The organism is Methyloceanibacter sp. wino2 (assembly GCF_003071365.1).
Classification (GTDB): Bacteria; Pseudomonadota; Alphaproteobacteria; order Rhizobiales; family Methyloligellaceae; genus Methyloceanibacter.
Genome location: NZ_CP028960.1, coordinates 2,888,987 through 2,913,838 on the forward strand (window position 1 = coordinate 2,888,987; position 24,852 = coordinate 2,913,838).

Annotated in this window: 25 protein-coding genes and 1 tRNA gene; 13 read left to right on the forward strand and 13 right to left on the reverse strand. The window is 63.9% G+C overall.

The genetic code is table 11. The features are described 5' to 3' along the window. Window positions 1-61: 61 nt before the first annotated feature. The 3 genes from DCY11_RS13720 to purM all read right to left on the reverse strand — a co-directional run bounded on the left by DCY11_RS13720 (window position 62) and on the right by purM (window position 3,427). Entirely contained in the window at window positions 62-1,426 is a 1,365-nt protein-coding gene (locus tag DCY11_RS13720; protein ID WP_245409380.1) for a cytochrome P450, read from the reverse strand. 280 nt (window positions 1,427-1,706) lie between these two features. After that, window positions 1,707-2,372: a phosphoribosylglycinamide formyltransferase gene (gene purN, locus DCY11_RS13725; protein ID WP_108683356.1), complete on the reverse strand. Its 666-nt coding sequence runs from the start codon at window positions 2,370-2,372 to the stop codon at window positions 1,707-1,709. Continuing rightward, a complete protein-coding gene (gene purM / locus DCY11_RS13730; RefSeq protein ID WP_108683856.1) occupies window positions 2,369-3,427 on the reverse strand; it encodes a phosphoribosylformylglycinamidine cyclo-ligase in 1,059 nt (352 codons plus the stop codon). The genes purN and purM overlap by 4 nt, the downstream gene beginning before the upstream one ends. 230 nt (window positions 3,428-3,657) lie before the next feature. Here purM and DCY11_RS13735 point away from each other — a divergent pair, with 230 nt between their 5' ends. From DCY11_RS13735 to DCY11_RS13770, 9 genes are all read left to right on the forward strand, one after another. Further along, window positions 3,658-4,845 carry a hypothetical protein gene (locus DCY11_RS13735; protein ID WP_159080039.1) on the forward strand — a complete coding sequence of 396 codons (1,188 nt, stop codon included), beginning with the start codon at window positions 3,658-3,660 and terminating at the stop codon, window positions 4,843-4,845. A 118-nt stretch (window positions 4,846-4,963) separates the two neighbouring features. Then, complete coding sequence (locus tag DCY11_RS13740; protein ID WP_108683358.1) at window positions 4,964-5,614, forward strand: CDP-alcohol phosphatidyltransferase family protein; 651 nt, start codon at window positions 4,964-4,966, stop codon at window positions 5,612-5,614. Next, window positions 5,611-5,937, forward strand: a complete 327-nt coding sequence (locus DCY11_RS15785; protein ID WP_208430470.1) for a hypothetical protein — start codon at window positions 5,611-5,613, stop codon at window positions 5,935-5,937. Before DCY11_RS13740 ends, DCY11_RS15785 begins: the two co-directional genes overlap by 4 nt. Further along, window positions 5,883-6,287, forward strand: coding sequence for a DnaA ATPase domain-containing protein (locus tag DCY11_RS15790; protein ID WP_208430471.1), 405 nt, complete (start codon window positions 5,883-5,885; stop codon window positions 6,285-6,287). The genes DCY11_RS15785 and DCY11_RS15790 overlap by 55 nt, the downstream gene beginning before the upstream one ends. Before the next feature lie 116 nt (window positions 6,288-6,403). Then, window positions 6,404-8,584 carry an RNA degradosome polyphosphate kinase gene (locus DCY11_RS13750; protein WP_108683359.1) on the forward strand — a complete coding sequence of 727 codons (2,181 nt, stop codon included), beginning with the start codon at window positions 6,404-6,406 and terminating at the stop codon, window positions 8,582-8,584. A 9-nt stretch (window positions 8,585-8,593) separates the two neighbouring features. Further along, window positions 8,594-10,111 carry an exopolyphosphatase gene (gene ppx, locus DCY11_RS13755; RefSeq protein WP_108683360.1) on the forward strand — a complete coding sequence of 506 codons (1,518 nt, stop codon included), beginning with the start codon at window positions 8,594-8,596 and terminating at the stop codon, window positions 10,109-10,111. A gap of 176 nt (window positions 10,112-10,287) precedes the next feature. Then, window positions 10,288-11,211 (forward strand): DnaJ C-terminal domain-containing protein, encoded by a 924-nt coding sequence (locus DCY11_RS13760; RefSeq protein ID WP_108683361.1) that lies wholly within the window; start codon window positions 10,288-10,290, stop codon window positions 11,209-11,211. Next, window positions 11,211-11,537, forward strand: a complete 327-nt coding sequence (locus DCY11_RS13765) for a MerR family transcriptional regulator (RefSeq protein ID WP_108683362.1) — start codon at window positions 11,211-11,213, stop codon at window positions 11,535-11,537. The genes DCY11_RS13760 and DCY11_RS13765 overlap by 1 nt, the downstream gene beginning before the upstream one ends. Before the next feature lie 3 nt (window positions 11,538-11,540). Then, window positions 11,541-11,738, forward strand: a complete 198-nt coding sequence (locus tag DCY11_RS13770; protein WP_108683363.1) for a DUF2905 domain-containing protein — start codon at window positions 11,541-11,543, stop codon at window positions 11,736-11,738. Here the strand turns inward: DCY11_RS13770 and rnd are convergent. Beyond that, the gene (gene rnd / locus DCY11_RS13775; protein ID WP_108683364.1) at window positions 11,706-12,875 is read right to left on the reverse strand and encodes a ribonuclease D; all 1,170 of its coding nucleotides are present in this window, start codon (window positions 12,873-12,875) and stop codon (window positions 11,706-11,708) included. The two genes, DCY11_RS13770 and rnd, sit on opposite strands and share 33 nt — an antisense overlap. Before the next feature lie 220 nt (window positions 12,876-13,095). On the opposite strand from rnd, the gene aspS reads away from it, so the two are divergent. Continuing rightward, window positions 13,096-14,874, forward strand: coding sequence for an aspartate--tRNA ligase (aspS, locus tag DCY11_RS13780; protein ID WP_108683365.1), 1,779 nt, complete (start codon window positions 13,096-13,098; stop codon window positions 14,872-14,874). Here the strand turns inward: aspS and DCY11_RS13785 are convergent. Beyond that, window positions 14,871-16,172, reverse strand: a complete 1,302-nt coding sequence (locus DCY11_RS13785) for a DUF2254 domain-containing protein (RefSeq protein WP_108683366.1) — start codon at window positions 16,170-16,172, stop codon at window positions 14,871-14,873. The genes aspS and DCY11_RS13785 overlap by 4 nt on opposite strands. A 458-nt stretch (window positions 16,173-16,630) precedes the next feature. On the opposite strand from DCY11_RS13785, the gene DCY11_RS13790 reads away from it, so the two are divergent. Both DCY11_RS13790 and DCY11_RS13795 read left to right on the forward strand, forming a co-directional pair. Next, window positions 16,631-17,695, forward strand: coding sequence for a ceramidase domain-containing protein (locus DCY11_RS13790; RefSeq protein WP_108683367.1), 1,065 nt, complete (start codon window positions 16,631-16,633; stop codon window positions 17,693-17,695). Between the two features lie 141 nt (window positions 17,696-17,836). After that, window positions 17,837-17,923, forward strand: a tRNA-Leu gene (locus tag DCY11_RS13795). A gap of 28 nt (window positions 17,924-17,951) precedes the next feature. Here the strand turns inward: DCY11_RS13795 and DCY11_RS13800 are convergent. Together DCY11_RS13800 and DCY11_RS13805 are read right to left on the reverse strand one after the other, a co-directional pair. Beyond that, window positions 17,952-18,272 carry a hypothetical protein gene (locus tag DCY11_RS13800; RefSeq protein WP_108683368.1) on the reverse strand — a complete coding sequence of 107 codons (321 nt, stop codon included), beginning with the start codon at window positions 18,270-18,272 and terminating at the stop codon, window positions 17,952-17,954. 124 nt (window positions 18,273-18,396) lie between these two features. Beyond that, window positions 18,397-18,810 (reverse strand): hypothetical protein, encoded by a 414-nt coding sequence (locus tag DCY11_RS13805; RefSeq protein WP_108683369.1) that lies wholly within the window; start codon window positions 18,808-18,810, stop codon window positions 18,397-18,399. Window positions 18,811-19,145: 335 nt separating this feature from the next. Between DCY11_RS13805 and DCY11_RS13810 the strand changes: the two genes are divergently transcribed. Next, on the forward strand, window positions 19,146-21,281 hold the full coding sequence (locus DCY11_RS13810) for a molybdopterin-dependent oxidoreductase (protein WP_108683370.1): 2,136 nt from the start codon (window positions 19,146-19,148) through the stop codon (window positions 21,279-21,281). A 33-nt stretch (window positions 21,282-21,314) separates the two neighbouring features. Here DCY11_RS13810 and DCY11_RS13815 read toward each other — a convergent pair whose 3' ends face one another. From DCY11_RS13815 to DCY11_RS13840, 6 genes are all read right to left on the reverse strand, one after another. Beyond that, window positions 21,315-21,644 (reverse strand): antibiotic biosynthesis monooxygenase, encoded by a 330-nt coding sequence (locus tag DCY11_RS13815; RefSeq protein WP_108683371.1) that lies wholly within the window; start codon window positions 21,642-21,644, stop codon window positions 21,315-21,317. Window positions 21,645-21,718: 74 nt separating this feature from the next. Further along, window positions 21,719-22,117: a Na+/H+ antiporter subunit G gene (locus DCY11_RS13820; RefSeq protein ID WP_108683372.1), complete on the reverse strand. Its 399-nt coding sequence runs from the start codon at window positions 22,115-22,117 to the stop codon at window positions 21,719-21,721. A 4-nt stretch (window positions 22,118-22,121) separates the two neighbouring features. Then, complete coding sequence (locus DCY11_RS13825) at window positions 22,122-22,391, reverse strand: K+/H+ antiporter subunit F (protein WP_045367721.1); 270 nt, start codon at window positions 22,389-22,391, stop codon at window positions 22,122-22,124. Next, window positions 22,388-22,879: a Na+/H+ antiporter subunit E gene (locus DCY11_RS13830; RefSeq protein ID WP_069444946.1), complete on the reverse strand. Its 492-nt coding sequence runs from the start codon at window positions 22,877-22,879 to the stop codon at window positions 22,388-22,390. The genes DCY11_RS13825 and DCY11_RS13830 overlap by 4 nt, the downstream gene beginning before the upstream one ends. 2 nt (window positions 22,880-22,881) lie before the next feature. Then, entirely contained in the window at window positions 22,882-24,501 is a 1,620-nt protein-coding gene (locus DCY11_RS13835; RefSeq protein WP_108683373.1) for a monovalent cation/H+ antiporter subunit D, read from the reverse strand. Then, on the reverse strand, window positions 24,498-24,851 hold the full coding sequence (locus DCY11_RS13840) for a Na+/H+ antiporter subunit C (protein WP_108683374.1): 354 nt from the start codon (window positions 24,849-24,851) through the stop codon (window positions 24,498-24,500). Before DCY11_RS13840 ends, DCY11_RS13835 begins: the two co-directional genes overlap by 4 nt. Window position 24,852: the final 1 nt, after the last annotated feature.

A 24,852-nucleotide genomic window follows, 5' to 3' on the forward strand; every position in this document is an offset into this window, starting at 1 on the left:
TCCTCGCGCGCCGTTACGATTCCAGGTCCAAACTCATCAGCGTGAGCGGCGCGAACTGAGCCTAGCTCAGCTTGCGGATCTTGAAGGGCAGGCCACCTTGCGGGCAGAGCGTGACGGTGGCGCGGATCTTCGCCGGGGTCGGCCCCACATATTCGGGCGTGAAGCGCCGCAGGAGCTGAACCAGCGCCAGCGTGTTCTCGATCTGCGACAGCGCCCCGCCGATGCAGGCGCGTTTTCCTGCCGCGAACGGCAGGTAGGAGTATTTGCGCCGCTTCTTCGCGCGCTCGGGCGCGAACCGCTCCGGATCGAACTTCTCCGGGTCTTCCCACCACTTGGGGCTGTGATGGGCGATATAGGTGAGGACCGAGACTTTGTCGCCGGCATTGATCTTGTGCCCGGCGATCTCGTCGTCGCCGGCGGCGATGCGGATCAGGCCCCAGATCGGCGGGTACAGGCGCATCGTCTCCTGGATCACCATGCGGGTGTAGCTGAGCTGCTGCACCTGATCCCAAGTGGGATCGGCGTCGCCGCAGACTCGATGCGCTTCCTCGCGGACGCGCTCCATGGCTTCGGGATGCTGCGACAAAAGATAGAGCGACCACGCAAGCGTCAGCGCCGTCGTCTCTGTGCCCGCCCACAGATATTGCTTCATCTCGTCGATGACCTGGCGGTGGTCGAACTCCGGGAAGTCCGGATCGGCCTCGGCTTCCTGCATCGCCGTCAGCAGGGTCTTCTCGCGATGATCGATGATGTTCGCGCTGATCACCGTGTCGGGAACCGAATGCCAAACCTCCATGGCCTTGGCGGGATCCTCGTCCGTGATCTCTTCAAGCTCGCCGCGCACGTTCTTCAGGCGCACGTTCTTGTGGTTCACAACGTCCGTATACGTCTTGACCTGCTTGAAGACGAAGTGCGGGTTGAAGGGCATTTCGCGGTCGAACAGCGCGCGGCACACCATGTCGGCGGCCATCGTCCACGTCTCTTCCACCATCTCGACGGTCTCGCCGGATTCGGCGAGCTTCTGCCAGCGGTCCATCTTGGAGTCGATCGCCGACATCAAATAGGGGAAGTATTCCTCGAACATCTTCGGGTGGAACGCCGCCTGCTGCGGCACGCGGATCTTCTGCCACAGCGCACCGTCGATGGTGATCATGCTGCGGCCGAAAACGGGGCGGAGCCCGTCGAAATACTTGGTGTAATTATCGGCGTTCGTCACAAGGACGCGCTCGGCGTGCTCGGGCTCGCTCAATAGGACAATGCGCTGGTTCTTGAGGTTGACCGGCAGGACGCCCTTGTATTTTTCGCACAGGGCCATGAGGACCTGCATGGGGTCCTCTTGGTTCAATAGCGCCGATAGCTTGAACCAAATGCTGTCTTCTTCTCCGAGGCCGTGCGACGGAGAGTAGGCGACCGTCATGTCCGCCATTTACGCCATCCCTCTTATTGTTGGGCCAGATAACCCCGTTGGGCCAAGTGTGCCGGACAGGGCTTGGGGCCAAACCGCAAGATCAGCACTAGGTCTCGGGCAACCTCCGGTCTGCAAGAATCTTGCGCGCGCGGTCGTTGTTGCGGAGATCGACTGAATAGATGTTGTTCCTAGCATCCGCTCGTCTGCATTGTCTACGGGCCCTTGCGCCGCACAGACTTGCGATGCGTCAAGTTTGCTGGAGCACCCATACTATTTTTCCAGGTTTTCGAACGTCCGCTCAGAAACTGCCCTTCAGCGGGGGCGAAAAAAGGGCGGCTTCCTCGGGCCCTAAGGGCATGCCTGCGGCACGTTCGCCGTCCACCGTGACCTGACCTGAGGCCACCAGCCGCAGGGCGTGGGGGTAGAGACGGTGCTCGGCCATCAGCACCCTTGCGGCGAGATCGTCCTCCGTGTCGTCCGGCAACACCGGGACGGCCGCTTGCGCCACGATCGGACCGTCGTCCATCGCTGCGCGCACGAAATGAACCGTGCAGCCGCTGATGCGCGCGCCCGACTCGAGCACGCGTGCATGGGTGTCGAGGCCCTTGAAGGCGGGCAGGAGCGAGGGGTGAATGTTGAGGTGGCGATTCAGCCAGCGCGACACGAAGCTTTCCGTCAGAAGGCGCATGAAGCCGGCATTGCAAAGAAGCTCCACGCCGGCGCCGTCGAGCGCATCGTTCAAGGCGGCTTCGAAGGCTTCGCGCGACGGGAAGTCCTTGTGGTTGATCGTACAGGTCGGGATGCCGGCCTCTTCGGCGCGATCGAGGCCCTGAACGTCAGGCACGTTGGAGATCACGAGCACGAGCTCGGCCGGATAGTCGGGATGCTTGGCGGCGTCGATGAGCGCCTGCAGATTGCTGCCGCGCCCTGAGATCAGAACTCCGACGCGCGTCTTCGCGCTCATGACCCGGTGCCCTCGGCGAGCACGACCGCCGGTCCGTCACCGCGCTCGGTCAGCCTCCCGATCGTGAACGCTTCGGGCCCTAGGCTCGCAGCGACGCGTTCGGCATCGTCCGGCGCCACGGCGACGACCATGCCGACACCGCAATTGAACGTCCGGAACATTTCATGGGCATCGAGCCGCGCCTCGGTCTCGAGCCAGGAGAACACGGCGGGCATGTCGATGGAGTCTGTGTCGATCGTGGCTGCGACGGTCGGGGGGAGGATGCGCGGCAGATTGTCGATCAGGCCACCGCCGGTGATGTGGCAGAGGGCCTTTACGGCGCCTGGATTCTCGCGAATCGTTTCAAGAACTTGGCGGACATAGATGCGGGTCGGTGCGAGGAGGCTCGCCCCAAGTTTCGCGTCGGGCGCGAACGGGGCCGGGTCGTCCCAGCCAAGGCCGCTCTCCGACACCACGCGGCGCACGAGCGAGAAACCATTGGCGTGGACGCCGGACGAAGGCAGGCCGATCAGGACATCGCCCGCGGCGATGTCGGGCCGGGGCAGGATCGCGTCCCGTTCCACCGCGCCTACCGCGAAGCCCGCGAGATCGTAGTCGCCGTCCCCGTACATGCCGGGCATCTCGGCGGTCTCTCCGCCGATCAGCGCGCAACCCGCCTGGCGGCATCCGTCGGCGATGCTGGCGACGACCTCGGCGGCCACGCCCACCTCCAGCCGCCCGGTCGCGAAATAGTCGAGGAAGAAGAGCGGCTCGGCGCCTTGGACGACGAGGTCGTTGACGCACATGGCCACGAGGTCGATGCCGATCCCGTCGTGCAGCCCCGTGTCGATGGCGAGCTTCAGCTTGGTTCCGACGCCGTCGGTGGCGGCCACGAGGACCGGATCCTTGAAGCCGCAGGCGGCGAGATCGAACAGTCCGCCAAAGCCGCCGAGGTTACCTAGGACGCCAGGTCTCTTCGTCTTGGCGGCGAGAGGGCCGATCGCGTCCACGAGGGCGTTTCCGGCATCGATATCGACACCGGCCTCACGATAGGTCAGCGGCTTGTCTTCGGGCATGGACTCTTCAGGCTTGGTGGGGCGCGTCGCGTTCAGGTGGCAGTTGAGAATTCGGGTCCGCAGCCAAGCGGGGTGCACGTTCCAGAGTTCTGTCATAACACTCTTGGCAGGCAAGAGGGATAGAGGCAAGGGTGCCCACAGGAGAGAGCCGGAGCGCGGATAACCCGGGCGTCCATGCTCGGCCAATGGCGCCGGAACGCGCGGTTCCGGCGCGAATCGCGGAGCGGTTGATGGCGCTTCAGTCAGCCAATGCTTTCAGGGGCTTCGCGCCGTCTTCTGCCAAATTGAGTCGCGTTGTCCTGCTGGGGGCCCTGGTGCTGCTGGGCACCGGTTTGCTGGGCTCAAGTCCCGCCGTCGCCGCCAGTCTCTTCAATGTCGCCAACGTCCGGGTCGATGTCACGGCCAAGGATGCGGTGGTTGCGCGGGACAAGGGCATGGCGAAGGCCGAGACCCTGGCGATGCAGATTCTCCTTAAACGGCTGGCGCCGCTCAGCTGGCAGGAACGCCTGCCGTCATTCTCCCATCGCGAGATCGAAGGGCTCGTCGCAGGCATCGCGATCCACAGCGAGAAGACGTCGGCGAGACGCTATATCGGCATCGTCGACGTGCGCTTCTATCCGGGCGCTGTTCGCCAGCTTTTGACCAGCCGCTCAATACCGTTTGTCGAGAGCCAGGCCTCGCCAATTTCGATCCTGCCGGTGATGCTTGAGGGCGACATCGTTGCGAAGGACGCGAGCACGGACTGGCGGCAGGCTTGGGAGCGTTTGGATATCGACAACGGAGTCGCACCGGCAGAGCTGGCCGCACTCCGCGACGATCTCGAGGCCGGGACGATCAAGGCCGTTCTCGCGGGCGACGAGGGGGCCTACGCGACCTTGCGCAGTACCTATGGCTACGGCGGTCTCGTCGTGGCCGTCGGAGAGATCGCGGATGGTTTCTTTCGCCTCCGCCTTGTGGGTGAGGACGCCGCGGGCGACGTCGATGCCGTGGCGACGACTGCCGTCAATGCGGATGACTTGGGGGCGACAGAGGAGCGGGCGGCCCAATTGGGGCTGGGCATTCTCGAACGGCGCTGGAAGCAGCGGCTGGATCCCACCTTCGGGGCCGCGGCGGAGGTACCCTTGCGGCGCGGTGCGCTTTATCCCGAGGAGGCGTCGAGTTCAGGAGACGAAGCGCTCGGCCGGGTTGGCGCGGTCATTGAGTTCTTCGGCGTAAGGGATTGGCAGCAGATTCATTTTGGGCTTCAGCGTGTGGAGGATCTTCGGGACTTCGAGATCGTGTCCAGGTCTGCCCGCGCCGCCGAGGTGGTGTTCGACTATGAGGGCTCTGCCGACCAGTTGCAGGCCGTACTCGCCCAGAACGGGGTCGGCCTCTATGAGCGAGACGGGACGCTCGTGATGCGCGCGATTGGACCATGAGGGGCTTGCTCCTGCGGCTTATCGGAGCTTGCGGAAATTCGGCTGCGGAGCCGCCGCAGTCTGATAATCTCCGGGCTCGAAGCACCCCAGAACATAAAGACGCTCGGGAGAAGCGCCGGTGAATATCCCCAATACGCTAACATTTGCGCGGATCTTGTCCGTCCCGCTTCTGATCTGGCTGATCATCGACCAGGACTTCTACGCGGCGTTTGTGGTGTTCCTGCTGGCGGGACTTTCCGACGCGGCCGACGGCTATCTCGCCAAGCGCTATGGCTGGCGCACGGAGCTCGGCGCCTATCTCGATCCGATCGCCGACAAAGCGCTGCTCGTCGCGATCTATGTGGCGCTGGGGATTTCGGGCCACCTGCCGGTCTGGCTGGTGATCATCGTGGTCAGCCGCGACATTCTCATCGTCGGCGCGGTCCTGCTGGCATGGATGATGGGGCGCCCCGTCGAGGTCAAACCGCTCATCGTCAGCAAGATCAACACATTCACGCAGATCGCCCTGGCAGGGTTTGTCCTGGCCCAATTAGGGCTCGGCCTTGGCGTGAGCTGGCTCGTGAGCGTGCTCATCTGGGTCACGGGCGGGCTCACGGTCCTGTCGGCCCTTGTCTATTTCTTCGGATGGCTGCGCCACATGATGAGCTACGAGCCTGAGCAGCCCAAGCCAATCCACCGGCCGCAAGCGGCCACGCGGCCGAAAGGTGTGCAGGCGGCACGCGCGAAAGGCGGTAACGGTGCCTCCCGGCCCGAGGTCCGGACGCCGTGAGTCCGGCGCAGCTTGCATTTGATCTGCCGCACCGGGCGGCTCTGGGCGCGGAGGATTTCCTCGTCAGCGACTGCAATCTCGCGGCCGTCCGGATGGTGGATGCGTGGCCCGATTGGCCGGGGCCGGTGCAGGTGCTCGTGGGACCGGCCGCGAGTGGCAAGACCCATCTCGTCCGCGTTTGGCAGGAGCGATCCGGCGCCGAGGCGCTCGACCCGACGACCCTGGACGTGCGCTCGCTCGATGCGCGGCCCCAGGGTCAGCCATCGCGGTGGAGGACGCCGACCGGGCCGGGTTCGACGAGCGGACGCTGTTTCATCTCCTGAATCTCGCCGCGGAGAAACGCTTCTCGGTACTGCTGACCGCGCGGATCAGCCCCAATCGCTGGCCGTTCGCTCTGCCGGACCTGCTTTCGCGCCTCAGTGCCGTCCCGGTGACGGAGATCGGCGCGCCGGACGAGGTGTTGCTGCGGACGGTCATGCTGAAACACTTCTCCGACCGCCAGCTCACCATCGAGCCCAAGGTGCTCGAGTTCCTGGCTGTCAGGATTGACCGGTCGCTGGAAGCCGCCGCCGCGGCGGTGGAGGCGGTCGATCAGGCGGCCCTGCGCTCAGGCCGGAAGATCAGCCGGCAACTGGTCGCCGAGGCGCTGGAGCGTGCTGCGACGATTGAGTAGGGCACTGAATTTGACGTTTACCGTTACGCCGGTGATACAGTTGTCGGCCTAACATGACGGCTCTACCCTGAAGGAGCTGGCGGGCGCACAATGCCCTTTTTTCCAAGAGGATATCGATGAATGTTCCGGAAGCGATAGAGCCGGAAGGCGCGGTTGCCCGAATCGCCGCCTATGGCCCGAGCCGCTACTTCAATCGCGAATTGTCCTGGCTGAACTTCAACAAGCGCGTGATGGAAGAGGCCGAGAACGAGCGCCATCCCCTGTTGGAGCGCCTGCGCTTCCTGTCGATTTCCGCGAACAATCTCGACGAGTTCTACATGGTCCGCGTCGCGGGCCTGCGGGCGCAGATGGTGGCCGGGATCGAGACGCCGAGCCAGGACGGGCTGACGCCGGCCCAGCAGCTCGACCGGATCAATCGCTCCGTCGCCGACCTGACCGCGCTGCAGCAGGAGACCTGGGTCGCGCTGGAGGCTCTTCTCGGCGAAGCGGGCATTCACGTTCTCACAGCCGATCAGCTGACCGATGCGGAGCGCAGCTGGCTCGAGGATCATTTCCTCAATCTGATCTTCCCGGTTCTGACCCCGATCGCCGTCGATCCGGCTCATCCGTTCCCGTTCATTCCGAATTTCGGATTCACGCTGGGGCTGGAACTGGTGCGCGAAGGATCGTTCCGTACGATGCACGCGCTGCTGCCGATCCCCTCCCAGCTCGACCGTTTTATCCGGCTGCCGGACGGCAAGGACGATGCGACGGGGATTCGCTTCGTGCGGCTGGAGACCGTGGTCGGCATCTTCGTCTCACGGCTGTTCCCCGGCTACCGGGTGCGGAGCCAAGGCGCGTTCCGCGTCGTGCGCGACAGCGACATCGAGGTCCAGGAAGAGGCCGAAGATCTGGTTCGCGTGTTCGAATCGGCGCTCAAGCGCCGGAAGCGCGGCTCGGTCATCCGGCTCGAGATGGAAGCGACCATGCCGTCGCGGCTGCAGCGCTTCGTCATGCAGGAGCTGAAGGTCACCGAGCAAGAGAGCTTCGTGCAGAAGGGCCTGATCGGGTTGACGGACACCGACCAGCTCATCGTGGCGGATCGCCCGGACCTCAAATTCGCGCCCTATGTCAGCCGTTTCCCCGAGCGTATCCGCGAGCACCAAGGCGATTGCTTCGCGGCTATCGCCAAGAAGGACATCGTGGTGCATCACCCGTACGAGTCCTTCGATGTGGTCCTGCAGTTCCTGAAGCAGGCTGCGGCCGATCCGGACGTTGTCGCGATCAAGTGGACGCTCTACCGGACCAGCAAGACCTCGCCCATCATCGAAGCGCTGAAGGAGGCCGCCGAGGCCGGCAAGTCGGTGACGGCGGTGGTCGAGCTCAAGGCCCGCTTCGACGAAGAAGCCAACATCAAATGGGCGCGCGACCTCGAAAGCGCCGGCGTTCAGGTCGTCTACGGCTTCATCGAGCTGAAGACCCACGCCAAACTCAGCCTGATCGTCCGGCGCGAGCGCGGAGAGCTCGCCACGTACTGCCATGTGGGGACCGGCAACTATCATCAGGTCACGGCGAAGATCTACACGGACCTGTCCTACTTCACCGCGGACCGATCGATCGGCAACGATCTGTCCCGCATCTTCAACTACGTGACGGGCTATGCCGAACCGGCGGAGCTCGAGTCCATGGCCGTCTCTCCCGGCGGAATCCGGGCGCGCATCCTCGATCACGTGCGCGAGGAGATGTATCACGCCAAGGCGGGCCGGCCGGCTGCCATCTGGATGAAGCTGAACTCGCTGGTCGATCCCGAAATCATCGATGCGCTCTACGAGGCAAGCCAGGCGGGCGTCGAAGTCGATCTCGTCTGCCGGGGCATTTGCTGCCTGCGGCCCGGCGTCCCCGGACTGTCCGAGAACATCCATGTGAAGAGCATTGTCGGGCGCTTCCTGGAGCACTCCCGCATCTATTGCTTCGGGGCAGGGCATGGGCTGCCGCACCGGAAGGCGGCCGTCTATATCAGCTCCGCCGATATGATGCCCCGCAACCTCAACCGCCGCGTCGAGGCCATGACGCCCATCAAGAACCCCACGGTGCACGAGCAGATTCTGGATCAGATCATGGTGGCGAATCTAAAGGACAATCTTCAGAGCTGGCGCGTTCTGCCGGACGGGAACTCGGTCCGCATCAATCCGCGGGAAGGGGAAGAGCCCTTCAGCGCCCAGAACTACTTCATGACCAACCCCAGCCTGTCTGGACGGGGCACTTCTCTACCGGAAAACATGCCTCCGCGCTTTACGCGGGTCGACGAGACCCTCTAGTCTCTCGCCATGGCCGGGAGGAAGAAACGCGCGCCGGTTGCGGTAGTCGACATCGGCTCCAACTCGGTGCGGCTGATCGTCTATGACAGCGCCACGCATGCGCCCGCACCACTCTTCAATGAGAAGGTGCTGTGCGGGCTGGGCCGGACCGTCGCGAGCACCGGCAGCCTCGAGCCCGCGGGAGTCGCGCGCGCTCTTCGGGCCCTTCGGCGGTTTCGCGCGCTCATCGCCCAGCTTCACGTGCACCGGACCGAGGTGATTGCCACCGCGGCGGCGCGGGATGCGAAAAACGGCCCCGACTTTATCGCCAAGGCTCAGGAGGTGCTCGGGCATCCAATCACGGTGCTGTCCGGTACCATGGAAGCGGAGCTCGCCGCGCTCGGCGTCGTCTCGGGTATCTATGCGGCCGATGGATTCGTGGGCGATCTCGGTGGCGGCAGCCTGGAATTGGTGGATGTGCGGGGCGGACGCTTGTCCGACGCTCTCACGCTGCCGCTTGGGGGCCTTCGTCTGATCGATGTGTCGGGCGGAAACCTGAAGAAGGCGCGCGAGGTCATCGATTCGGAGTTTTCGAAGGTGACCTGGCTCGAGAAGGGCCGGGGCCGGGACTTCTACGCGATCGGCGGGACCTGGCGGGCCGTGGCGCGCCTGCATATGGCCCAGACGGACTATCCGTTGCGCGTCATGCACAACTACCGGATGGACGGTCAGGACGCGCTGAAATTCGTCGGCAGCCTGTACGGCCGGCTGGACGAGGACATGCCTGGACTGCGCGACGTCTCCAGCGCCCGGCGCGAGACGTTGCCCTACGGTGCGCTGGTGCTCGAACGCCTCATCAAGCAGATGAAGCCGCGGTCCATCGTGACGTCGGTGTTCGGTATCCGCGAGGGGCTGCTCTACAGCCTGCTGAGCGCCGAGGAGCGCGCCAAGGATCCGCTGATCGAGGCTTGCCATGTACTTGCGGTGCAGCGCGCCCGTTCGGTGGAAAACGCCAATGAGCTGCTGAGCTGGACGGATGGCCTGTTCCGCGTTCCGGGGCCGGTGGAGACGCCCGAGCAGACGCGTCTGCGTCATGCCGCGTGCCTCCTCTCCGATATCGGGTGGCGCGCCCACCCAGATTATCGCGGTGCGCAGAGCCTCAATCTGATCACCAACGGCGACCTCATCGGCGTCGATCATCCCGGCCGCGCGTTCCTGGCTCTGACCTCCTACTACCGCAACGAAGGCGTGGTGAGCGACGAGTTGAGCCAGGGCCTGGTCGAGTTGGTCGACAAAGAATCCCTGAGGCGCGCAAAGATTCTGGGCGCGGCGTTCCGCGTCGCCCATATGGTCTCCGCGGCCATGCCCGGCGTGCTGCCGCATACCCCGCTCACCTATGAGGGCGACCGGCTGACTTGGACCTTGCCGGAACCCTATGCGGATCTCGAAGGCGAACGTGTCAGCCGCCGCTTCAAGACCCTCGCCAATCTGCTGGATTGCGAACCCGAGATTCGGATTGGCGAGCCGTTCCAACTCGTCGCGAGCTAACCGGGTCCCATGGCCGCTAACCTCAAGGTTGCTGAACGCAGGTGCAGACCCCAAATCACCATGAGCAAAGGGAAAAATGCCCGGCATTGGGCTTTCCTGTTCTCTTCGACCCTATCATTTCCACACCACCCAAGCCCTAAGACCGGCTCAGACCAAAGTTCAGACCTGAGATAACGATGGCAGACGATCTTTATTCCGCACTAGGCGTTGCTAAGAGCGCGAGCGCCGATGAAATCACCAAGGCGTACCGCAAGCTCGCCAAGAAGCTGCACCCGGACCTCAATCCCGGCGACAAGGTCGCCGAGGAGAAGTTCAAGGAGGTCTCGCACGCCTATTCGATCCTCAAAGACGAGGAGCAGCGCGGGAAGTATGACCGCGGCGAGATCGACGCGAGCGGCCAGGAGCGGCCCGAGGCGCGCTACTACCGCGAATATGCCGGGGGGCCGGGCGGGGCGCGCTATCACTCCTCGGCCGGCTACGAAGACATGGGCGATTTCAGCGATCTGTTCGGCGACATGTTTGGCGGGGGGATGGGCGGTCGCAGTCAGCGTGGAGGCGCGCGTTTTTCTATGCCGGGACAGGACGCGCAGTACCACCTCGATATTCCGTTTCTCGATGCGGTCAACGGCACCAAGACGCGCATCACGCTTCCCGACGGCAGTACGCTCGATGTCACTATTCCGCCGGGCGTCAACGCGGGCCAGGTCCTGCGGCTCAAGGGCAAGGGGCATCCGGGTCTCGGCGAAGGACCGCCGGGTGACGCGCTGGTCGAGGTCGGCGTGAGGCCGCACCCCGTCTTCAAGCGCGAGGGCAACGACATCGTGGTCGAGTTGCCGATCAGCCTCGACGAGGCCGTGCTTGGCGGCAAGGTCGAGATTCCGACCATCGGCGGGAAGGTCGCCATGAACGTGCCGTCGGGCGCCAATTCCGGACAGACGCTACGGCTCAAGGGGCGGGGCGTCAAAGGCAAGGGCGACCAGTTGGTGAAGCTCAACGTGGTGATGCCCGAGAAGGTCGACGATGAGCTCAAGGCCTTCATCGAGGAGTGGAAGAAGACCCATGCCTACGATCCGCGGCGGACAATGAAGGAGCAAGCGTGATGCTGACCGAGGAGGACGTTGTCGCACGGGTGTCGCGTCTCACGGTGACGCGGTTGCGTGTGTTCGTATCCCAAGGCCTGATCAAGCCGGAAGAAGACGGAGTGCCCGCATATTCGGAGGCCGACATTGCCCGTGCCGCGCTGATCTGCAATCTCGAAGACGAGATGGGGTTCGACGAGGAGGACGTCCCGGTCCTTCTGAACCTCATCGATCAGATCCACGGGCTCCGGTCGGAACTGCGCGGTTTCGTGGAGGTCATCGACGCGCTCCCGCCCGATGTGCGGACGACGGTGCGGTTGCGCATCGAGCAGTGGCGGCGGGGCTAGGCAATGCGCTCCAACGGTGTCGTCGTCTTCTATGTGCTGCTGGTGATTCTGCTCACCATGGCGAGCGTGCAGTACGGCCTCGGCCGCTTGCCCGGCGACATCGTCGTGGATCTCGGCAGCTTCTATTTCTATGTGCCGTTCACCACGGGACTGATCGTGGCGCTCTTGCTAGGAGCCGTCTTCTGGGTCTTCCGGCGCTAGCAGCGCCACCGCGCCTTTGCGGATGGTGAGGGCCAGTTCGCCCCGCTTGAGCGCCAGCGCGTCCTCACCGAAAAGCTTGAGCCGCCAGCCCCGCAAGGCCGCGGTGTCCGCATCGTTCGACCGGGCGATCTGCTCGAGTTCGTCCGTCGTGGCGATCAGCTTGGGCGCGACGCCGTGCCGGCCCGCCGTGGCCTTCAGCAGCACGCGCAGCAGGTCCATCACCGCTTGAGCTTCGGGCGGCATCGGCTCGCCGCGCTGAAGCGGGGGCACCGTGGCCGGATCGCGCGCAAGGCCGCGCTCCACGGCCTCCAGCACGCCGCGACCGCGCGAGGACCGCGCGAAGCCGTTGTGCAGCGATCGCAGGCCCCCGAGGTCCTCCACCGTGCGCGGCGCCTGGCCGGCAATATCGTAGAGCGCCTCGTCCTTGAGAACGCGCGAGCGTGGCACGTCCTGGCTCTGCGCTTCGCGTTCGCGCCAGGCCGCCAGCTCCATCAGAACGGCGAGGGCCTTCTGCGTCTTGATGCGCATCTTGAGCCGCCGCCAAGCGTGCTCCGGATGGAGCTCGTAGGTGGCGGGGTCGGTCAGGACGGCCATTTCCTCGATGAGCCAGCTCGCCCGCTCGGACTTGTCGAGCTGGGCCTGGAGCTTGGGATAGAGGTCGCGCAAATGGGTCACGTCGCCCAAGGCGTAGGTGAGTTGCCGCTCCGAGAGCGGACGGCGGCTCCAATCGGTGAAGCGGGAGCTCTTGTCGAGATTGCGGCCCAGCAGGCGCTTCACCAGCATGGCGTAGCTGACCGCTTCGCCAAAGCCGCAGACCATCGCCGCCACTTGTGTGTCGAAGATCGGGTGGGGCACGACGCCCGCCATATGGTGAACGATTTCAATGTCTTGGCGTGCGGAATGAAAAACCTTCAAGACGTTTTCGTCGACCATCAGGTCGAAAAACGGCTTCAGGTCGATACCCGGTGCCAGATTGTCGATAAGGACTTCGGTGTCGCCGCCCGCGATCTGGATGAGACACAGGCGCGGCCAGAAGGTCTGCTCGCGCATGAATTCGGTGTCGACCGTAACGAACGGGGCTTTGGCGAGCTCCGCGCAGGCCGCTTCGAGGTCTTCTGTGGTTGTGATGAGATTCATGGATGGCGGATATAGCCTAAGGATAGGCGCATGGCCAAGTGCCCTGAATACCGGGGCCCCAAAAACGGGTTTGCCGGGGCGGTGAGGCCGGGTGCCCGACGCGATACTGAAACCTGCGCCTCCGCCTTGACAAGGGGAGCCTTCCCGTGCGGTGTTCCGCTCGCCTTCGAACAGCAGGCGTCAGCTATAAAACCGTCCCTCCGCCACAGATTATAGAGCCATGCACGCTTTTCGCACTCATACTTGCGGCGCGCTTCGTAGCGCCGATGTCGGGAATACCGTTCGCCTTTCGGGCTGGGTGCATCGCATCCGCGACCATGGCGGGCTGCTGTTCATCGATTTACGGGATCACTACGGCATCACGCAGATCGTCGCCGACCCCGATTCGCCGGTTTTTGCGACGGTCGAGACTTTGAAGCCCGAATGGGTGGTGCGCGTGGACGGCACCGTCGTCGCGCGTTCCGAGGACACGGTCAATCCGAACCTGCCCACCGGCGAAGTCGAGGTGCGCGTCGCCGATCTCGAGATCCTGTCGGAGTCGGCCGAACTGCCGCTGCCGGTGTTCGGCGAGCCGGACTATCCGGAAGAGACGCGGCTGCGCTACCGCTTCCTCGACCTGCGCCGCGAGACGCTGCACGCCAACGTCATGAAGCGCGCCGAGATCATTTCCTCGATCCGCGAGCGCATGCGCGACGCCGGCTTCTTCGAATTCCAAACACCCATCCTGACGGCCTCTTCGCCGGAAGGCGCGCGCGACTATCTCGTGCCGTCCCGCGTTCATCCAGGCAAGTTCTACGCGCTGCCGCAGGCGCCGCAGCAGTTCAAGCAGCTCATCATGATGGCGGGCTTCGACCGCTACTTCCAGATCGCACCGTGCTTCCGCGACGAGGACGCGCGCGCGGACCGCTCGCCGGGCGAGTTCTATCAGCTCGACCTGGAGATGAGCTTCGTCACCCAGGACGACATCTTCGATACGGTCGAGCCGATCATTCGCGGCCTGTTCGAGGACTTCGGCAACGGCCAGCCGGTCACGCCGAAGTTCCCGCGCATCGCCTACAAAGAGGCGATGCACAAATACGGGACGGACAAGCCGGACCTGCGCAACCCGATCGAGATGGAAGACGTGTCCGAGCACTTCCGCGGCTCCGGCTTCAAGGTCTTCGCCGGCATGCTGGACAAGGACGAGAATGCGCGCGTCTGGGCTATCCCCGGCAAGACGGGCGGCAGCCGCGCGGTTTGCGATCGGCTGAACGCATGGGCGCAAGGCGAGGGGCAGCCGGGGCTCGGCTACATCTTCTTCCGCGAGGGCGAGGGGGCAGGCCCCGTCGCCAAGAACATCGGGCCCGAGCGCACCGAAGCGATCCGGACTCAGCTGGGTCTTGAAGACGGCGATGCCGTGTTCTTCGTGGCAGGTCTGCCGAAGGATTTCGTCGACTTCGCCGCGCGGGCGCGCACCAAGATCGGTGAGGAACTGAAGCTGACTGCCTCGGGGCGTTTCGACTTCTGCTGGATCGTGGACTTCCCCATGTTCGAGTGGAACGAGGACGAGAAGAAGATCGACTTCTCGCACAACCCGTTCTCAATGCCGCAAGGCGGGCTCGAAGCGCTCGACACGATGGAGCCGGAGGAAGTCCTCGCCTACCAGTACGACCTCGTCTGCAACGGCGTGGAGCTGTCCTCGGGCGCGATCCGGAACCACAAGCCGGAGATCATGGAGAAGGCCTTCGCCATCGCGGGCTACCCGAAGGAAGAGCTCGAGGCCCGGTTCGGCGGCATGCTGCGTGCGCTGCAATACGGCGCTCCGCCCCATGGCGGTATCGCGCCGGGCATCGACCGCATGGTGATGCTGCTTTGCGGCGAGGAGAATTTGCGCCAGGTGGTGATGTTCCCGATGAATCAGCAGGCGGAAGACTTGCTGATGGGCGCGCCGTCGGAAGTATCTCCCGAGCAGCTCAAAGAGCTCAACATCCGGATTTCCCTGCCAAAGGCGAAGAGCTAGTTCTTCTTTGGTTTCTTTTCGTCCGCACGGTCCAAGGCTTCTGCGGCGCGTCGCTCCAGGGCTTCCAGATCCTGCTTCTGCGCAATGTCGCGGCGTCCGGTCTCGAGCACAATTTCGACCTGCTCCTTGAGGGCCGCGCGCTGATCCTTGTTTGCAAGCGCCAGCAATTGTCCGAGGCTCTCCACCAGCCGGATCAGAATTGCCGGCTGCTCCGAGCCGTGCTGTCGGATTTGCCGGAACGCTTCCTGGACGATGTCGGCGAAGGTCGAGTGCGGTGCGATGAGCCGGACAGCGCCATCCTCGTCCGTCCAGACGCATTGCGCCGATCCCCGCCGCATGATCTTGGCGAGTGACGTGGTCAGCCGGTCGATGACGGCCATGGCGGTGAAGGGGTCGTTGATGCTGGGCGAGAGCGCGCGCAAGGCCACTTCGACGAGTTGGCGTATGGGGGCTTCGAGATCCTGAACCGAAGTGCGCTCGCCGCCGACCACGACGCAGTCTTCGATCTGGTCCCGAATGTCGTCGTTCGCAGCACTGGCGGGGCTGATCCAGGCATAGGTCGAGCCCTCGACCACGTGCCGGCCGGGCTTGAACGAGATCTCGATGACCGCGTCCGCATCCTTTGCGCAATCGACAAGCCCTTCATAGTCGAGGGCCTGCACGTAGCCATTGGCCGTCAGGCTTAAGGGGGTGCCGGTGTCGGAGGGACGCGTGTCAGGCTCGCTCTCGCTCTTTCCATCTCGCTCGGGGAGCAGGCGCTCGATGTCGTCGTCGAGAGTCTCGCCCACCCGTTCGATCGTGTTGTCGGCGATGATAGAGCGGGCGAGGTGATGCACGAACACCAGCAGCGCCACGAGGCAAAGCAGAACCAGAAGCGTTCCGATGCTGACCGCGAGGTTGGGCACCTGCTCGACATTGCCGTAGGCCCCGCGCAGAACCAGCAGCAGGTAGACGACCGTCGCGAAGAAGAGGCCGAGCGTCACTTGGGTACGGCGGTCCGCCATGAAGCTGCGGATGAGCCGCGGGCCCAGCTGCTGGGCTGCCAGTGTCAGCACAACCATCGTGATCGAGATGACCAGCGTCGCCATGGTGATCATGGCGGTGACGAGACTGGTCAGGAACGGCGGAGCTTCCTCGGCGCTGCCGCTGTAGAGAAACCAGACCGAGTTGTCGCCTTGGCTCAGCGGCAGATGGACCGCGAGCAGGGCGGCCGCGGCCGCGACGAGCACCATCAGTAGCGGGAGCGCCCAAAGGCTCATCCAGATGCGGTGCCAGGCTGTGAGAAGCCGTGTCAGCATGCGCGGAGCCTCAAAAGAGAAGACGATCGCCCATCGGTCATACGGCCAGTCATAGGGCAACCAACCGTTCGGGCCAAGCAACCTCGTGGCACGTCGGTTTGGCGGCAAGTGACTTGGATCTCGATGAATCAGCAGGCGGAGGACTTGCCCTGGCGGTCATCTTTGCCGGCCGCCGACCAGTAGCACCAGAAGCTCAGCTTCCGGATTTCCCTCCGAAAAGCAAAAGGCTAGGGCGTTGCTGCTCGCTTTCGCTCAGGCGACGTGCCGTTTCGTCCGCATCAATTTCATGACAACGCTGACAGCGCGGCTCTTTCGCGGTTATCATGAGCCTGAGGGTGCTGCTGAAAATACAACACAACGGAGCGCGTCTGGTTTCAGACGAGCGCCGTCGGCGGTGCGCTGCATGCCGCTAGGGGGAACCTCTTTCCTGGAGTGACGGGACGAAAGGATAAGGGACCATGACGTTAGGCGAGCGCGTCTATATCTATTGCGAACGGGGAACGAGCGAGGCCCTGTGGGCCGAGCCCATCAACGCCATTTCCAATGTCGGCTTCTTTCTAGCCGCTCTGATCTTCTGGCAGCTCGTCTTGTGGCGGCCGCCGGAGCAACGCAGCGCCGATCACTATCTGTTCGTGGCGCTCGTGTTTGCGATCTGCTTCGGCAGCGTCGCCTTCCATGTCTACGCGGATCGCGGCACCGAACTTGCGGACGTGATCCCCATTGCCGTGTTCATGCTGGTCTATCTCGGCTTCGCCTTGAACCGGTTCTTGAATGTGCCGCCCGGATGGACGGTTTTCCTGGTGGTGCTGTTCGCCGGACTGACGGCCGCGGCCACCCAGGTTCACTGCTGGGACGGCGGGGTCGGATTTGTGACCGGCGCGCCGGATGGGGCCAAGGTCTGTATGAACGGCAGTGTCGGCTATCTGCCGGCGCTCGGCGTGCTTGTCATCGTCAGCATGCTGCTGGCGGAGCGCCGCCACAAGGCTGCGCTCTATGTTCTGGCCGCGACGCTCGTCTTCGCGGCGTCGATCCTGCTGCGGTCGCTCGACATGGCCTATTGCAGCAGCATCGTGATCGAGGGGCGCAACACTGGCACGCACTTCATCTGGCATCTTCTGAACGCCGTCGTGCTCTTCCTGCTGATGCGCGCGAGCCTGGAAACGGGCACGAAGCCGCTACCGGAACCGGTCGAGGAAAAGCCTGACGACAAGGCCCCCGAAGCCAAGCCGGTGCCGGTGGCCACGACTGAGCCGGAGGCCAAGACTGAGCCCGAGGCTAAACTGGAACCTGAGGCCAAGCCGGAACCCGAGGAGAAGGCCGAAGCCGAGGCCAAGGAAGAGTCGAAGGCCGAGCCGGCAGAAGCGCCGTCCGAGGCGGACACCTCCAAAGAAGAGGCCCCCAAGGGCGACTCTTCGGAGGAGAAGCCTGCGGAGGACAAGTCTTCTGAAGACAAGCCTTCCGATGAAGAGCCCGCCAAGGAAGCGTCCGGGACCAAGAAACGCACCAAGAAGGCGCCCTCGTAAGGGGCGCCTTCACGTCCGCCGGGCGGGTGCCCTTAGACAAACCGTATCGCAACGGTTAGTAGGGCTATTCTCCAAAGCCAGGCCGCCCGTAGGGCGGTTCGGCTCCGGCGAGGGACGCGCGGCGCGCGTTCCGCTCGCTCCGCGGACGTGGTGGAATTGGTAGACACACAGGACTTAAAATCCTGAGGCCGAAAGGCCGTGCGGGTTCGACCCCCGCCGTCCGCACCAAAGGCTTCTAGCGACAACGCCGAAGCGATCACGGGCACTCGCTGTCGCGTACGAACCGGGCCTTGACCCAGCCCTTTGTGACGCCGTCTCCAGAGTAACGGCTGATGGGGCACCAGCGGCTGCCCCAAGGCCGGTCCAGGGGCACGCATTTGCCGTCCAGATGCAGGATGCCCTGGCCCTTGTTCGGGATCATGTCCACGATCGGCGCCTTGGACGATGCGCTCGCGCGCATGTTCAAGATATCGTCGGGCGCGACATTGACGATGTTCAGGCAGCCGGGGCCGGTGGTGGCGAATGACGGCGTAGAGGCGGCGAGGAAAACGAGGCTGGCGACGAGGACTCTGAGCATGATCGGATCCTTGGGTGCGTCGTGGGGGAGAGCGTCGTAGAGCGCGGGGAGAGTCGTGGCTCGGCTCCCTAAGACCGTTTCGGTCCTAGAGAGCCAAACCAGGGAGCCGGGTAGGCCTTCGCGGTTACGGGCAGTTGTTGCCTGTGCGCATGCATTCACGCATCCGGTCGCGCAGGTCGTCTTTCCAGTCCTGGGCATCTTCCGCGCCGGCGGACTTGCCTTCCTTCTGGCCGTTTTTCCAGCCGGCCTTGTAACCGACGTTGTAGCCCTTCTTGTAGTACTTCATGCATTCCTGCGCCGACAGATCCATGGTGCCCATGATCGTGTCGTTGAACGAGGCCTTGTAGGCGTTGTTGAAGCCGTCCGTGTAGCCGTCCTTCAAGCCGGCCGACTTGCCGCGCGAATAGCACTGCTGAGCACTCTCCGCCGCCGCGGGTACGGGCGCCGCGATCTCGGCGAACATGAAGCCGGCGAGGATGAGGAAGGCGAACTTCGAGAGAAAAGCAAACTTGGTCGTGGTCTGAGCAATCTGGGTCATGATGTGTTCCTTCGTGGGTTCAGGCTGTGTGTGCTGGCTTGTCCGCCAGAACTGGGAAGGAACGTACGGACGCCCGCCCGTTCGGTGTATGGGGTGGATCCCTCATATGACCGCTGGCGGTTTCCCACGGCGTGCGGCGGTCGTAGCCGGGCAACGAGGCCCGCAACAGTTGCGGGCGTTGCAGGTGCGGCTGTTTCCGATGGGCGCGATCTCATTCGCTCGGTCGAGTCCTATGACGCGTTTTGCTGACGCGCTGCACAATCGACAACCCTGATTGCGCATCGTACGCTTCCTTCAACAGCTGCCATCGAGAGCGCGACAGAGGGAGGAAGTTTGTGAACGAACAGCCGAAACGCGAGAGGTTTTTTGGTGGGTGTCCTCATGACTGCCCGGATACATGCGCCATGTACTACGAGGTCGAGGGCGGCAGGCTCGTCGACGTCCGGGGGAACAAGGAACATCCCATGACCCGCGGCGGGTTGTGCGTGAAGCTCAAGGACTTCCACGAGCACCACTACAATCCAGATCGCGTTTTGCACCCTCTGCGCCGCGCCGGCCCCAAGGGGAGCCGCAAGTTCATCGAGATATCCTGGGACGAGGCGATTGCCGAGATCCACGCGCGGTGGACGGACATTATCGATGAGTACGGATCGCAGGCGATCCTGCCCTACAGCTATCTCGGCAATGAAGGCTTGGTGCAGGGGCTGACCTGCGGCGATGCCTTCTTCAACCGTTTGGGCACGACCGTGAACGAAAAGACGTTCTGCGCGTCCGGCTCCTCGACGGCCTGGCTCTTGACCGTCGGGCCCACAGGCGGCGTCGACCCCGAGAGCTTCGTCCATTCTAAGTACATCGTGATCTGGGCCTGCAACTCCATCTCCACCAACCTGCATCACTGGCCGTTTGTGCTGGAAGCGCAGAAGAAGGGCGCGAAGGTTGTGGTGATCGACAGTTACCGGTCACGCACGGCAAAGGCCGCCGACTGGCACATCGCGCCCAAGCCCGGGACGGACGGCGCGCTCGCCATGGGCATCATCGCCGCCATGATCCGCGGCAATTACGTGGACGATGAATGGGTGCACGCGCACACGGTCGGCTATCCCGAGCTTGCGCAACGGGCGCTCGACTTCACGCCGGACTACGTGGAGGAGGTCACCGGCGTCTCCGCCGAGGACGTGGCCCAGTTCGCCCGCGAGTTCGCGAGCGTGCAACCATCCGTGATCCGCATGGGAGTCGCCTTGGAGCGGCACGCGGGCGGCGGCCAGACCATCCGGGCCGTGTGCGCCATTCCCGCGCTTGCGGGTTCGTGGCGGCATGTGGGCGGCGGCCTTCTGCAGATGCCGCTTTGGGAGTTCCCCATCGACTGGGGCAAGGTCTCGCGGCCCGAGTACATCCGCCCCCACACGCGCGTGGTGAACAATCTCCAACTGGGCCGCGCGCTCACCGGCGACATGCAGCTCGACCCGCCGATCAAGGGATTATTCGTGTACAACACGAATCCTGTCAGCCAAGCGCCTGAAACCAATCGCATTGTCGACGGGTTGTCGCGGGAAGATCTGTTCTTCGTGGCGGCCGAACATTTCGTCACGGATACGGCCGCGTATGCGGACATCATCCTGCCCGCGACAATGGCGGGCGAGCACGACGACATGATGTTCTCGTGGGGACACTTCTATTTGACCTTGAACGAGAAGGCGATCGAGCCGCGCGGCGAGGCCAAATCGAACGCGGAAATCTTCCGCCGTCTGTCCGCCGCTTTCGGGTTCGACGACGATCCGCGCTTCACTATGAGCGATATGGAGCTTGCGGAGCATTACATCCAATGGGATGCGCCGCAGATGGCCGGCATCGACATGGAGTACTTCCGTAAGCACGGCTATTTCCACCTCGCGGTCGGTACGCCTGACGACCGGCTGCCGCATGCGGAAGGGAACTTCCCGACGCCCTCGGGCAAGGTGGAGTTCTTCCTACACGGCGCCACGAACTTCGTCGCGCCGCCGTTCCGGATGATGTACGAGGACAAACAGTCCGGTGAGGATGTGGATTCGCTTCCTGGCTATCTGCCGCCGCGCGAATCTCCGGTCACCAACCGGAAGCTTGCGGACCAATATCCGCTCAACATCATCTCGCCGAAGAGCCACGGCTTCCTGAACTCGTGCTACGCCAACGAGCCGCACAAGATCAAAGGCCAGGGCGAGCAGTTCGTTCTGATGAACAAGGCCGACGCGAAGGCCCGTTCGATCCGCGATGGCGATCCCGTCAGGGTCTACAACGAGCGGGGCGACTTCGAAGGTTTGGCGCGCGTCACCGACGACGTGAACAAGGGCGTCATCGTCGCGACGCTGGGCTATTGGCGGAGCCTCAACCGGTCGGACGGTTCGGTGAACTGCATCAGTTCGGATGAGTTCGCGAGCTTAGGCCACGCGCCCACCTTCTCCGACAATCTGGTGCAGGTGAGACGCGTCAACTAACGCTTGGACTGTCGGCGGCCTGGTCTCTCGAGGCTAGGCTGCGGCATCCTTCGCGCGCACTTTCTGCAAGGTCGTGAAGCCTTCGAACTCGGGGTGGCCCTGATACAGGGGCTTGCCTTCGCCCGCCCGCGCATGCGCCTTGCGGAAGGCTTCCGAACGCGTCCACTCCTCGAAATCCGCTTGCGAACGCCAGATGCTGTGCGAGGCATAGAGCACGTGATCGTCGCGCTCGGGGCCCTTCAGGAGATGGAATTCGACGAAGCCTGGGACATCCTCGAGATGGGTCTCGCGCGACAGCCAGACCTGCTCGAAATCGTTTTCCGCGCCTTTGAGTACTTTGAACCGGTTCATGGCGATGAACATGCTTTGCGTCCTTCTCGAATTTGATGGCGCCCGGGCAGCCTCTCCGCCGGGCGCGCTTGGTAGTTAATTGACCGTCATTGGTTGCCTTTGGACGGGGCGTCCTCCGACTCCGGGGCAGGCGGTGCGTCGAACACCGACCAGCCCACCTTGCGCCCGGTCGGCGGCAGATTTGCCGCCTCGCTCTTGTCGAGCAAGAGATGGGCCTTTGCCACCATGAGCGCCGTGACCGGCGCCGTCAGAAACAGGAATGTCGTGATCAGCAGTTCCTGGATCGACAGCGCATTCCCCTTCAAGATGAAGTAGAGCATGGAGGCAATCAGCGTCGAGCCGATGCCGAGCGTCGTCGCCTTGGTCGGGCCGTGCAACCGCCGCATCAGGTCCGGCAGCTTGGCGAGGCCAAGCGAGCCGACGAAGAGAAAGAAGGCTCCCAGACAGATCAGGGCTGAAACCGCGATGTCACCGAAGTCGGTCATCGATCTACTCCATCACATTGCCGCGCAGGATGTACTTGCAGTACGCGACCGTTGTCAGGAAGCCGACCATCGCGAACAGCAAGGCGACTTCGAAATAGAGTTCCGTGCCCCAATAGATCCCGGCGAGAACGACAAGTCCGATCGCGTTGATCGTCAGCGTGTCGAGCGCGAGAATGCGCGTGGGCATGTCCGGCCCCACGAGGACGCGGTAAAGGCAGAGCAGCATGGCCGCGCTGATAGCGACGAAGGCGATGGCACAGGCGGTTTCGATCATCTCTCGAAGATCCTTTCCAGTCTGGTCTCGTAGCGGGCCTTGATCTCGGCCACGGTCTTCTCGGGGTCGTCCGTTTCAAGGCAATGGACGAGCAGTGCACGTCCGTCGGCGCTGAGCGTCGCGCTCACGGTGCCGGGCGTCATCGTGATGGTGCCGGCGAGGGCGGAGATGGCTTCCGGCGACTTGAGGTCGAGCGGGATGGTAACGAAGTGTGAATGCAGATCATCGCCCCGGCGGAACAGGATCAGATACGCGACCTGGAAGTTCGCGACGAAGATGTCCCACAGCACGATGAGCGCATAGGTGAGGATCGTCAGCGGGCTCTTGACCACGGGCCGGTCGGGCCAGAAGGCGCTCGTCGCGCGCGGAACCACGATGCCGAGGATCAGCCCCAGCACAGCTGCGCCCCAGGACACCCCGTTGAGCAGAATCCAGACGATCACGATCAGCACGGTCAGCAATGGATGGGGAACAAGCTTTCCGAACATCGTCAGTGCTCCTCCACCTGCGTGTCGGCCGGCACGGGCACGGCCGTGGCCTCATCGGCCGGCTCGGTAATCGGCCGCTCCGGTTCGGTGTTCTCGCGTGGCCCGAGGACCGCATCGACATAGTTCTGCGTGTCGAGCGCCTGGCCCGCGGTCGCATGCAGGGCCTTCACGGCGGGGCCCGCGAACACGGCGAGCATCAGGCTCGCGCCCACGAGAAACGCCACCACGACCATAGGCGTCTTGGATGCGGTTTCCCAGCCGGGCCCGGTCGTCTGACCGTCCGTCTTCCAGAAGATCGTGCTGCCGGCGCGGGCGAAGGCGATGGTCATCATCAATGAGGCCACGAGGATCGTGGTCCAGATCAGCCAGGCGCGCGGCGCTCCGTATGTCGCATCGAGAACCATAAGCTTGCCGATGAAGCCGGACAGCGGCGGCAGCCCCACGACCGCGATCGCCACCAGGAAGAACAGCGCGCCGAGGACCGGCGCTTGACTGATCGGGTTGCAGGGAACCAAGGCGTCGAGCTTGGTCGGACGGCGCGCGGCGATCAGATCGACGATCAGGAACAGGGCGGCGCCTGCGATGGTGCTGTGGACGAGGTAGTAGAGCGCGGCCGTCAGCCCATCGACACTGAACTGGCCGATGGCGATCAAGAGCGTGCCCATCGAGGCGATCGTGTTGAAGGCGGCCAGATCAAGCAGCCTTCGCGCGCCGAGCAGACCCGCCGTGCCGACAGCGAGGGTCACGAGCGCGGCCGGAACGACCCAGGGCGCGGCGACGGCGCCGAGTGCATCAGTGCTGGCGCCGTCGCTGAACACCGTTCCAAAGACGCGGATGATGGCGTAGGCGCCCACCTTGGTCATGATCGCGAAGAGCGCGGCGATAGGTGCTGAGGCGGCGGCATAGGTCGCCGGCAACCACCAGTGCAGCGGGACGAACGCGGCCTTGATGGCGAAGACGAGCAAGAGCAGAAGTGCGCCCGTCTGCAGCAGCGCCTGGTCGTTTTCCGCGACCGCGCGCGCCTTGACGGCAAGGTCCGCGAAATTGAGCGTGCCGGTCACGCCGTAGATCAGGCCGACAGCGATCAGGAACAGCGACGAGGCGATGAGGTTGATCGCCACGTACTGGAAGCCCGCGCGCAGGCGCTTCGCGCCGCCGCCATGCAGCATGAGGCCGTACGAGGCGATCAGCATGACCTCGAAGAAGACGAAGAGGTTGAACAGGTCGCCCGTGAGGAAGGCGCCGTTCAAGCCGAGCAGCTGGAAATGGAACAGCGCGTGGAAATGACGGCCGCGCCTGTCCCATCCGGCGATCGCGTAGAGCAGCACGGCCAGCGCAAGCCCAGCCGTGAGCACGAGCATGGTCGTGGAGAGACGGTCGATGACGAGCACGATGCCGTACGGCGCCGGCCAGGCGCCGAGGCGGTAGGCGTCCGTCTCGCCATCGCTGACGGCGTGGTACAGGAACAGCGCGATGCCCAGCAGGGCAACGGTGGAGGCGACCGAGAGCACGCGCTGCATCTCGATGTCGCGCCGCCGCACCAGAATCATGATCGCCGCGGTGATGGCGGGTAGGATCGCCGGCGCGATGATCCAGCTTGTTGCGATATGAGGAGCCGTCATGTGCCGGTCTCCGTCTCGTCAGGGAAATCGTCCTCCGGAAGGTCCGCCGTGTCCGTCGCGGTCTCGAGGAACCCGCGTAGCGCGAGCACGACGATGAGCGCCGTCATGCCGAACGAGATGACGATGGCCGTGAGCACGAGGGCCTGCGGCAGGGGATCGGTGTAGGAGTCGGCGCCTGCGATGATCGGCGGCTTGTCGATAACGAGCCGTCCCGACGAGAACAGGAAGATGTTGATCGCATAGGACAGCAAGGTCAGTCCGACCACGATCGGGAAGGTCCGTTGCTGCAGGATCAAATAGACAGCCGCCGCCGTCATCAAGCCGATCGCGCTGGAGACGATGAGTTCCATG